1 protein-coding gene is annotated in these 10,244 nt (G+C 75.4%); it reads left to right on the top strand.

Going from position 1 to position 10,244, the window contains the following annotated elements; all coding sequences use genetic code 11:
- The first annotated feature begins 59 nt into the window (after positions 1-59).
- Positions 60-10,244, top strand: a complete 10,185-nt coding sequence (locus tag ACWGKU_RS17845; protein WP_452177838.1) for a type I polyketide synthase — start codon at positions 60-62, stop codon at positions 10,242-10,244.

Here is a 10,244-nt window from a genome sequence, read left to right as displayed (position 1 = left end):
GCAGCCCGAGCAGCCCGAGACGAGACCCGAGCAGCCCGAGACGAAAGCAGCGGTGTCCAGTGAGCGACCAGAGGATGCGCGACTACCTCAACCGGGTGACCATCGACCTGCGGGACACCCGGCAGCGGCTCCGGGAGGCCGAGGCCCGCACGGGCGAGCCGATCGCGATCGTGGCGATGAGCTGCCGCTTCCCCGGCGGCGTCCGCACCCCCGAGGACCTGTGGGAGCTGCTCGCCGAAGGCCGCGACACCATCGCGCCGGTCCCCGGCGACCGGGGCTGGGAGACCGCCTGGCCGTCCGGCGGCACGGTCCCCGGGCGAGGGGCGTTCCTGGACGGCGCGGCGGATTTCGACCCGGAGTTCTTCGGCATCTCGCCCCGTGAGGCGGTCGCGATGGACCCGCAGCAGCGGCTGCTGCTGATGGCGTCCTGGGAAGCCGTCGAGCGGGCCGGCATCGACCCGCTCACCCTGCGGGGCAGCCGTACCGGGGTGTATGCCGCGGCCATCGACCAGGGGTACGCGACGCTGGGCTCCGGCGCGGCCGAAGCCGTCCAGGGGTTCCTGATGACGGGGAACTCGATGAGCGTGATGTCCGGGCGGGTGTCCTACGCGCTCGGTCTCGAAGGCCCGGCCGTCACCGTGGACACCGCCTGTTCGGCCTCGCTGGTGGCGCTGCACCTCGCGGCGCGGGCCCTGCGGGCCGGTGAGTGCTCGCTCGCGCTCGCCGGCGGGGTCAGCGTGATGGCGCTGCCGGCGGTGTTCGTCGAGTTCAGCCGGCAGGGCGCGATGTCCCCCGACGGCCGCTGCAAGCCGTTCGCGGCGGCCGCGGACGGCACCGGCTGGGGCGAGGGCGTGGGGATGCTGCTGCTGGAGCGGCTGTCGGACGCGCGCCGCAACGGCCGTACGGTGCTGGCCGTGCTGCGCGGCTCGGCCGTCAACCAGGACGGCGCCAGCAACGGCCTGACCGCCCCCAACGGCCCCTCCCAGCAGCGGGTCATCCGGGCGGCCCTCGCCGACGCCGGACTGACCGCCGCCGAGGTCGACGCGGTGGAGGCACACGGCACCGGGACCACCCTCGGCGACCCGATCGAGGCCGACGCGCTGCTGGCCACCTACGGCCAGGACCGGCCCGCCGGGCGTCCGTTGTGGCTGGGGTCGCTGAAGTCGAACATCGGGCACACCCAGGCCGCCGCCGGGGTCGCCGGGGTCATCAAGACGGTGCTCGCGCTGCGGCACGGCGTCCTGCCCCGCACCCTGCACGTGGACGCGCCCACCCCGCACGCCGACTGGTCCTCGGGCGCCGTCGAACTCCTCACCGAGGCCCGCGACTGGCCCGCCGTCGACCGGCCGCGCCGGGCCGGGGTGTCCTCGTTCGGCATGAGCGGCACCAATGCGCACGTCGTCCTCGAACAGGCACCGGAGCCGGAACAGGCCGACGGACCGGAAGCAGCGACCGACGGCCCGGACACCGCAGCCGGGGCGGGCGCGCCCGGGGCCGTGCTGCCCTGGGTGCTGTCCGGCCGCACCGCGTCCGCGCTCGGGGACCAGGCGGCCCGGCTGCGCGCCCGGCTCGCCACGGACGCGCCCGCACGGGCGGCCGACATCGGGCTCTCGCTGGCGACCACCCGGTCCGCCTTCGAACACCGGGCCGTGGTGATCGGCGACGGGCGCCCCGCACTGCTGGACGGCCTCGCCGCCCTGTCCGGGCCGGGCACGGACCCCTCCACCGCCCCGGCCACGCCCGCCGACGTCGTCGCGGGCACCGGCCGGGTCGTCGAGGGCCGGACGGCACTGGTGTTCCCCGGCCAGGGCTCCCAGTGGGCCGGCATGGCGCGGGACCTGCTCGCCACCAGCCCCGTGTTCCGGGACCGCCTCGCCGCCTGCGACACCGCCCTCCGCGCCCACGTCGACTGGCGGCTCCCCGCCGTCCTGGAGGGCGCGCCCGGGGCACCCTCCCTGGAACGGGTGGACGTGGTGCAGCCGGTGCTGTGGGCGGTGATGGTGTCACTGGCCGCGCACTGGGAGTCCTGGGGCGTCCGGCCCGACGCCGTGGTCGGGCACAGCCAGGGCGAGATCGCCGCCGCCGTGGTGGCGGGAGCGCTGAGCCTGGAGGACGGGGCGAAGGTCGTCGCCCTGCGCAGCCGGGCCATCCGGGCGCTGGCCGGACTCGGCGGCATGGTCGCGGTGTCCCTGCCCGAGGACCGGGTCCGCGCCGAGATCGCCCCCTGGGCCGAGAAGCTGTCGGTGGCCGCCGTCAACGGGCCCGCCGCCGTGGTGGTCTCGGGCGGGACCCAGGCCCTGGCCGACCTGCTCGCCCACTGCGCCGCACAGGGCGTACGGGCCCGGTCCGTACCCGTGGACTACGCCTCGCACTCGGCCCAGGTCGAAGGGATCAGGTCCGAGGTGCTGGCCGCGCTGGCCGGCGTACGCCCGCTCCCGGCCCGGATTCCGCTGTTCTCCACCGTCACCGGCGACCGGCTCGACACCACGGTCATGGACGCCGACTACTGGTACCGCAACCTCCGCGGGACCGTCCGCTTCGACGCCGCCGTCCGCTCCCTGATCGAACAGGGCCACGAGGTCTTCGTCGAGGTGTCGCCGCACCCGGTGCTGACCATGGCCCTCCAGGACACCGCCGAGGCCACCGGCGCCGAGGAGCCGCCCGTGGTCGTCGGCACCCTGCGCCGCGACGACGGCGGACTGCGCCGGGCCCTGCGCTCGGCCGCCGAACTCTGGGTGGCCGGCGCGGCCGTCGACTGGTCCGCGGTGTACGCCGGCACCGGCGCCCGCCCGACCGCCCTGCCCGGATACCCCTTCCAGCTGCGGCGCTACTGGCTGGAGCCGGAGGCGGCGCCCGGCACCGGACCGGCCGCCGCCGACCCGCACGACACGGCCTTCTGGCACATGGTCGACCACGACGCCCCGGCCGAGATCGCCGCCCACCTCGCCGTCGACGAGGACGCCCTCGCCCCTGTCCTGCCCGCCCTGCGAGGCTGGCGCAAACAGCGGCGCGACGAGAGCGTCATCGACTCCTGGCGCTACCGCATCGGCTGGCAGCCCCTGCCCGACCCGCCGGCCGCCACCCCCGCCGCCGGCACCTGGCTCGTCGTCCTGCCCGCCGGACACGACGACGACGCACGGGTACGCGGCCCGCTGCTCGCCCTCACCGAAGCGGGCGCCACCGTCGTCACGGCCGAACTCACCGCCGACGCCGTTCGCCGCACGGACCTCGCGGACACGCTCGCCACCGCCCTCGGCGACCGCGTCCCGACGGGCGTGCTGTCGCTGCTGGCCGCCGACGACCGGCCCCACCCCGACCACCCGGCCCTGCCCACCGGGACGGCACTCACCGTCGCCCTGGTGCAGGCCCTGGGTGACCTCGCCCTCACCGCACCCCTGTGGTGCGCCACCGCCGGGGCCGTTTCCACGGGCCAGGACGACCCGGTCACCCACCCCCGCCAGGCACTGGTCTGGGGCACCGGACTGGTGGCCGCGCTGGAACTGTCCGCCCGCTGGGGCGGACTCATCGACCTGCCGACGAACCTCGACGCCCGCGCCAGGACCCGCCTCGCCGCCGTCCTGACGGCCCCCGGCACCGGCCCGGACGGCCCCGGCCGCGAGGACCAGCTCGCCCTGCGCCCCACCGGCCTGCTGGCCCGCCGCCTCCGGCGCGCCCCCCGGAACGACAGCCGTACGAAGCACTGGAAGCCCCGCGGCACCGTCCTGCTGACCGGCGGCACCGGAGCGGTCGGCCCGCACCTCGTCCGCTGGCTGGCCCGCAGCGGCGCCACCCACCTCGTCCTGCCCGGCCGCCGCGGCCCCCAGGCACCCGGCGCGGCCGAACTCGCCGCGGAACTGGCCGCCCTCGGCGTACGACTGACCCTGCCCGTCTGCGACCTGGCGGACCGTCGGGCCGTGGCGGAACTGCTCACCGGCCTGGACACGGCGGGCGACCCGGTCACCGCGGTCGTCCACGCGGCCGCGTTCGTCGCGCTCGCCCCCCTGGACGGCACACCGATGTCCGCGTTCGAACAGATCGTCGCCGCCAAGGCCGCCGGCGCCGAACACCTCGACGCCCTGCTCGACCGCGAACTCGACGCCTTCGTCCTGTTCTCCTCGATCGCCGGAGTCTGGGGCAGCGGCGACCACGGCGCCTACGCCGCAGCCAACGCCTACCTCGACGCCCTGGCCCAGCACCGCCGGGCCCGCGGCCTCACCGCCACCACCGTCGACTGGGGCATCTGGCAGGCCGAGAACCCCTTCCAGGATCGCATCGCCGGAGCGGACGCCGATCTGTTCAACCTGGAGCAGCACGGCCTGCCCCGGATCGCCCCCGACCTCGCGGTCCACGCCCTGCAACAGGCACTCGACGACGACGAGACCGTACTCGCCGTCGCCGACGTCGACTGGGAGCAGTTCGCCGCCGTCTTCACCTCCACCCGCCGCAGCCCGCTGCTCACCGGCATCCCCGAAGCCCGCCGCGCCCTGGAAGCCGCGACCGGCGACACGGAGGCACCCGCCGCCGCACTGCTGCGCCAACGGCTCGCCGCCCTCGCCGAATCCGAACAGCACCGCCTGCTGCTCGACCTGGTCCGCACCCACGCGGCAGCCGTCCTCGGCCATCCCTCGGTGGACGCGATCCGGCCCGGCATGGCGTTCCAGGACATGGGCTTCGCCTCCCTCACCGCAGTCGAACTCCGCAACCGGCTCAACACCGCCACCGGACTGCGGCTGCCGTCCACGCTGATCTTCGACCACCCGTCGTCCACCGCGCTCGCCCGGGAAATCCGCGCCGAACTGCTCGGCCGGCAGGCCACCGCCCCGGACCCCGCCGCCCCGGACACCGCCGCGCACCCGCCCGCGCCCGACGACGAGCCGATCGCGATCGTGTCCATGGCCTGCCGCTTCCCCGGCGGCATCGGCACCCCCGAAGACCTGTGGCGCCTGCTCGCCGACGGCGGCGACGCCGTCTCGGACTTCCCCACCGACCGCGGCTGGGACCTGGAGGGCCTCTACGACCCCGACCCCGACCGCCCCGGCACCTCCTACACCCGGCACGGCGGCTTCCTGCACGACGCCGCCGAGTTCGACGCGGAGTTCTTCGGCATCTCGCCGCGCGAGGCCCTGGCCATGGACCCCCAGCAGCGGCTGCTCCTGGAAACCACCTGGGAGGCGATCGAACGCGCCGCCATCGACCCGGCCGCCCTGCGCGGCAGCCGCACCGGAGTGTTCACCGGCGTCAACTACGCCGACTACGCGGCCGTCGTCGCCCAGTCGGAGGAAGGAGACGGCCACCTGCTCACCGGCAGCGCACCCAGCGTCGTATCCGGCCGGGTCGCCTACACCCTGGGCCTCGAAGGCCCCGCCGTGACCATCGACACGGCCTGCTCCTCCTCGCTCGTCGCCATGCACTACGCCGGCCGGGCCCTGCGCGGCGGCGACTGCTCCCTCGCCCTGGTCGGCGGCGTCGCCCTGATGGCGACCCCCGGCGCCCTGATCAGCTTCTCCCGGCAACGGGGACTCGCCGAGGACGGCCGCTGCAAGGCCTTCTCGGACGACGCGGACGGCATGGGCATGGGCGAGGGCGTCGGTGTCCTGCTGCTGGAGCGGCTGTCGGACGCCCGCCGCAACGGACACCCGGTACTGGCGGTGGTACGCGGCTCCGCCGTCAACCAGGACGGCGCCAGCAACGGACTCTCCGCCCCCAACGGTCCGTCGCAGCAGCGGGTGATCCGGGCGGCGCTCGCGGACGCGGGCCTGACGGCGTCCGAGGTGGACGTGGTGGAGGCGCACGGCACCGGCACCACCCTCGGCGACCCGATCGAGGCGCAGGCCCTGCTGGCCACCTACGGCCAGGACCGGCCCGCCGAACGGCCCCTGCTGGTCGGCTCCCTCAAGTCCAACCTCGGCCACGCCCAGGCAGCATCGGGTGTGGCGGGGGTCATCAAGACGGTGCTGTCCATGCAGCACGGACAGGTGCCCCGCACCCTGCACGTCAGCAGGCCCTCCGGCCACGTCGACTGGACGCGTGGAGCGCTGGCCCTCGCGACCGAGCAGCAGCCCTGGCCGTCCCACGGCCGCCCCTTCCGGGCCGGAGTGTCCTCCTTCGGCCTGAGTGGCACCAACGTCCACACCATCCTCGAACACACCCCCCCGGAGGAGGACGGCCCGCCGGCCGAGCGCACCCCCCTGCCGGCGGTGCCCTGGCTGCTGTCGGCGAAGAGCCCGCAGGCACTGCGCCTGCAGGCCGACCGGCTGCGCCGCCACCTGGACGGCAACCCCGGGGTCGACCCGCGCGACATCGGATCCGCCCTGCACACGCGCACCGCCTTCGAGTACCGGAAGGCACTGGTCGGGGACCGGGACCAACTTCACACCCTGCTGGGCCGGATGGCCGACGACGACTCGGGAGCGTGGGACGGCGGTCGCCCGGTCGACGGCCGTTCGGTGTTGGTGTTCCCGGGTCAGGGTTCGCAGTGGGTGGGGATGGCCGCGGAGTTGCTGGCCGGGTCGGAGGTGTTCGCGGGGCGGATGGCGGAGTGCGGGCGGGCGTTGGCGCCTTATGTCGATTGGTCGTTGGCGGAGGCGCTGGGCTCGGAGGCGCTGCTGGCGCGGGTCGATGTGGTGCAGCCGGTGCTGTGGTCGGTGATGGTGTCGCTGGCGGAGGTGTGGCGCTCGTTCGGGGTCGTTCCGGACGCGGTGGTGGGCCACTCGCAGGGCGAGATCGCCGCGGCCGTGGTGGCGGGTGGTCTGAGCATCGACGACGGGGCGCGGGTGGTGGCGCTGCGTTCCCGTGCGGTGGGGGCGTTGGCGGGCCGTGGCGGGATGGCGTCGGTTCCCCTGCCGGTGGAGGCGGTGCGGGAGCGGATCGGCGGCCGGTTGTCGGTGGCGGCGGTGAACGGTCCGTCGTCGACGGTGGTGTCGGGTGACGCGGACGCGGTCGCCGCGTTGGTGGAGGCTCTGGTGGGGGAGGGTGTGCGGGCGCGTCTGATCGAGGTCGACTACGCGTCGCACTCCGCGCATGTGGAGGAGGTCCGCGAGCGGCTGCTCGCCGATCTGGACGGGATCACCCCTCTCGCGGGTTCTGTGCCGTTCTTCTCGACGGTGACGGGCGGCTGGCTGGACACGAAGTCCCTGGACGCCGAGTACTGGTACCGCAACCTGCGGGAGACCGTCGAGTTCGGGCAGGCCACGGCGGCGCTGTTGGGGGAGGGCTTCCGGTTCTTCGTCGAGTCCAGCCCGCATGCGGTGCTGGGTGTGGCGGTGGGGGAGTCGGTGGAGGCCGCGGGTGTGGATGCCGTGGTGCTGGGGACGCTGCGTCGTGGGGAGGGTGGCCCGGCGCAGGTGTTGCGTGCGGTGGGTCGTGCGTGGGAGTGCGGGTTGGGGGCGGACTTCTCGGGTGCGTTCCCGGGAGCGCGGCGGGTGGACCTGCCGACGTACGCCTTCCAGCGCAGCCGCTACTGGCCCGAGCCGGCGCCCACCGCGGCGGCCGATGTGGGCGCGGCCGGGCTCGATCCGGCCGACCACCCCGTCCTCGGAGCGGCCATCGAACTGGCCGACACGGGTGAACTGCTGCTCACGGGCCGGATCTCGCTGCGTACCCACCCCTGGCTCGCCGACCATGCGGTGGCCGGCACGGTCCTGCTGCCCGGCGCGGCCTTCGCGGAACTCGCGGTACGCGCCGCGGACGAGGCCGGCTGCCACACGGTGGAGGAACTGACGCTCCAGTCACCGCTGTTGATACCCGCCGACACCGCCGTCCGCCTGCAGGTTCGGGTCGGCGCCACGGACGCGCACGGCAGCCGCTCACTGGACCTGTTCTCCTGCCGCGAGGACGCGGCGACCCCGCACTGGACCGCGCACGCGACCGGCAGGCTCACCGCCGACGCCACGACCCGCGAGCCGTCGTCCTCAGCCGTACCGGACGACGCCGGCTCCTGGCCCCCGCCCGGCACCGTCCCGATCCCCGTCGACGACCTGTACGAGCGGTTCCGTGCCTCCGGTTACGGCTACGGACCCGCCTTCCGCGGGCTCACCGCTGCCTGGCGCCGGGGTGACGAGATCTTCACCGAGGTACGTCTGCCCGAGGACCAGCACCGGTCCGCCTCTGCCTTCGGCGTGCACCCCGCCCTCCTGGACGCCGCCCTCCAGGGGCTGTTCCTGCGGGCTCGGCCGGACACCGAACCGGGCGCGGACCGGCCGTCCGCCGGACTGCCGTTCTCCTGGAGCGGAGTCGGGCTGCACGCCTCCGGAGCCACCGCGCTCAGGGTACGGCTCGGCTTCCGGCCGGACGGATCGGTGTCGATCGACGCGACCGACTCGAACGGCCTCCCGGTCGCGTCGGTCGAGGCGCTCGCCGTCCGCCCGGTCGACCTCGACACCCTCCGCCCGGGCGGCGGCCCGGAATCCCTCTACCGGGTGCAGTGGTCGGCGGTGCCCGCCACCGCACCCGCCGACCCCCTCGGACACTGGGCTGTCCTCGGCGGCCGGGAACTCTTCCCGGACAGCCATCCGGACCTGGCCGCCCTCGGTGCCGCGCTGGACGGGGGAGCGCCGTCGCCCGCCGCCGTGCTGGCCTGGTGCGACCACACCCCGGACCTTTCGTCCCCGCCCGACGCCGCATCCGTGCACACCGCACTGGACGACGCCCTGCGGCTCGTCCAGGACTGGCTGGCCGACCCGCGGTGGGACGACGGCACCCGGCTCGTGCTCGTCACCCGGGGTGCGGTCTCCACGGCAGCCGGCGAGGAGGTCACCGACCTCACCGGCGCCGCGGTCCGCGGCCTCGTCCGCTCCGCCCAGTCCGAGCACCCGGACCGCTTCCTGCTGATCGACACCGACGACCCGGCCGCCGTGGCCGGCCTGCTGCCCCGGGCACTGGCCGGAACGGAACCCCAACTGGCGATACGCGGCGGAGAGCTCCTCGCCGCCCGCCTCACCAGGGCCACCGTCGCCACGGACCCGAACCCGGCCCCGGACACACCGTCCGGTATCGCCGCGGCCGGGGGAACCGTCCTCGTCACCGGGGCTGGCGGCGCGCTCGGCGGCCTGGTGGCACAGCACCTCGTGACCGCGCACGGCGTACAGAACCTGCTGCTCGTCGGCAGGCGCGGCACGGACGCCCCGGGCCTGGCCGACCTCGCCGCCGAACTGCGCGGCCTCGGCGCCCGGGTGGACGTGGAGGCCTGTGACGTCGCCGACCGGGACGCGCTCGCCGCGCTGCTCGCCGGCATCCCCGCCGACCGCCCGCTGAGCGCGGTCGTCCACGCGGCCGGCGTCCTGGACGACGGGACGATCGAGTCGCTGACCCCGGAGCGGATGCGCCACGTCCTGCGACCCAAGGTCGACGCAGCCCTCAACCTGCACAACCTCACCCGTGACCTTGCGCTGTCGGCCTTCGTCCTGTTCTCCTCCGCGTCCGCCACGGTCGGCAACGCCGGGCAGGGCAACTACGCGGCCGCCAACGCCTTCCTCGACGCGCTCGCCCAGCACCGCCGTGCCCTGAAACTGCCCGCCCAGTCGCTCGCCTGGGGCCTGTGGGCGCGCCGCAGCACCATGACCGGCACGCTCACCGCCGCCGACCTGCGGCGGATGTCCCGGGGAGGCACCGCGGCCATCGGCAGCGAAGAGGGCCTGGCCCTGTTCGACGCGGCGCTCACCCTGGACGAACCGCTGCTCGTCCCGGTCAAGATCGACCTCGGCCGGCTCCGGACGGCAGCCCGGACCGGACCCGTCCCGGCCCTGCTCGCCGCCCTGGTCCCCGGCACCGCACGCCGCCCCGCCTCCGGGGCGGACGCCGCCGAAGCGGACTCGCTGCGCCGCCGGCTGACCGGCCTCACCCCGGAGGAACGCGTCGCCACCCTGCTCGACCTGGTACGGAGCCGGGTCGCCGACATCCTCGGCCACGGCGGACCCGAGGCCGTCGACCCGGACCAGGCGTTCAAGGACCTCGGCTTCGACTCGCTCACCGCAGTCGAACTCCGCAACCGGCTCGGCGCCGCCACCGGCCGCCGGCTGCCCGCCACCCTGGTCTTCGACCACCCCACCCCGGCCGCCGTCGCCGCCCACCTCACCGGGCGCCTGGTACCCGACGGGCCGGGCGACCCCGCCGGCACCGGGAAGGCCGCCGGGGCGCACCTCGCCGACCGGCCGGAGACACCGGAGACGCCGGCTCCCGCCGCCGACATCAACGCCATGGCCGTCGACGACCTCGTCCGGATGGCCCTGGGCGGCGAACGTGACTGA

Source organism: Kitasatospora sp. NPDC054768, assembly GCF_053612025.1.
Note: the sequence above shows the minus strand (reverse complement) of the source record. Positions and strands in the feature narration are given on the sequence as shown.